Consider the following 1,072-nt stretch of genomic DNA (forward strand, 5'->3'; position numbering starts at 1 on the left):
AAAGCGCCTAATCCAAAGAGAACTTCCAGCTTACTCATTTTTTCTGCATTACTTTCGAAATTAGCAATAACAAACGAACCAACTGTCGTTTCTAATGTGCCTGCCCCATATCCTAAGAGAAAAGCCATTACAATAATATAATACCAATCCTTAGTTAGAAAAAAGATACTTAACGCTACAAGCATTATTGTCAAAGCTAAAGTAAGTGTCCTAAAATGACTGTATTTCTTAATCATTAAAGGTGCGATTAATACTCCGCTTAGAAATCCGGTAAACTGAAAGAAGATTATGACCGAAATATCATCTGTTGTCTTGTTAAAAGCCTCTAATAGAAATGGTGTCAAACTCCCTGTTGATATATGGATAATACCTACTGTAAAAAAGAAAGCATATCCGAATAAATATGTCCCTCTTAACATTCATTACACCCCTATATGAAAAAGCAGGAAAGTAAATTCCTGCTTTTTTAGTAACTTCTCTCTTTGAAATACTAGTTGACTGCTGAAACAGACATTGGTTGAGAGTTGCTGTCTTTCTCAAAGAACATTTCTAACACTTCCTGAGATCTAAAACCATCACTAAAAGAAGGGATCTCAACCCAATCGTTCTGAGTTGATGCAATCCAATTGATTAACTCGCTTCTAAAAGAATCAGCCCATCCATAAAACTCGTTTGGCGGATCGTTTAATAGGCTTTGCGGTACTGGGCAGTCTACCACGTTCAAGCCATCTATGAGCTTGTAAACGTGAGGATTGCCTGTGTGGTATTTAAACTCTTTTTTGTGTCCAACTACCTCAATGCTAAAACCACAGTCTTCAGGTACAGAACATTTTGATGTGATGATATTTACAAATACCTTGTTCTTCAGCTGGCCATAAATTTCTGCATAGTCATCTACGAGTACCTGTTTATCCTCTTTTGTTTTTACATTTGTGTTCATTTTTGCCCTTACTGATTCTGTGATGAAATCACTCTCGAACAAATACCATACCATGTCAATAAGGTGAATACCCAGATCCCCCAATGATCCACTCGTCTTCTTACTGTTAGCGTCATCTCTCCAAGTAAACTT

At 36.7% G+C, this 1,072-nt stretch carries 2 pseudogenes; both read right to left on the bottom strand.

Features of this window, described 5'->3' with window-relative positions:
- A pseudogene (gene glcP, locus RAC86_RS39020) lies at positions 1-419 on the bottom strand (glucose/mannose transporter GlcP); the annotation flags it as partial.
- A gap of 71 nt (positions 420-490) precedes the next feature.
- Positions 491-1,072 (bottom strand): annotated as a pseudogene (gene ntdC / locus RAC86_RS39025) (glucose-6-phosphate 3-dehydrogenase NdtC); the annotation flags it as partial.

Source organism: Bacillus sp. LR_5, assembly GCF_042709275.1.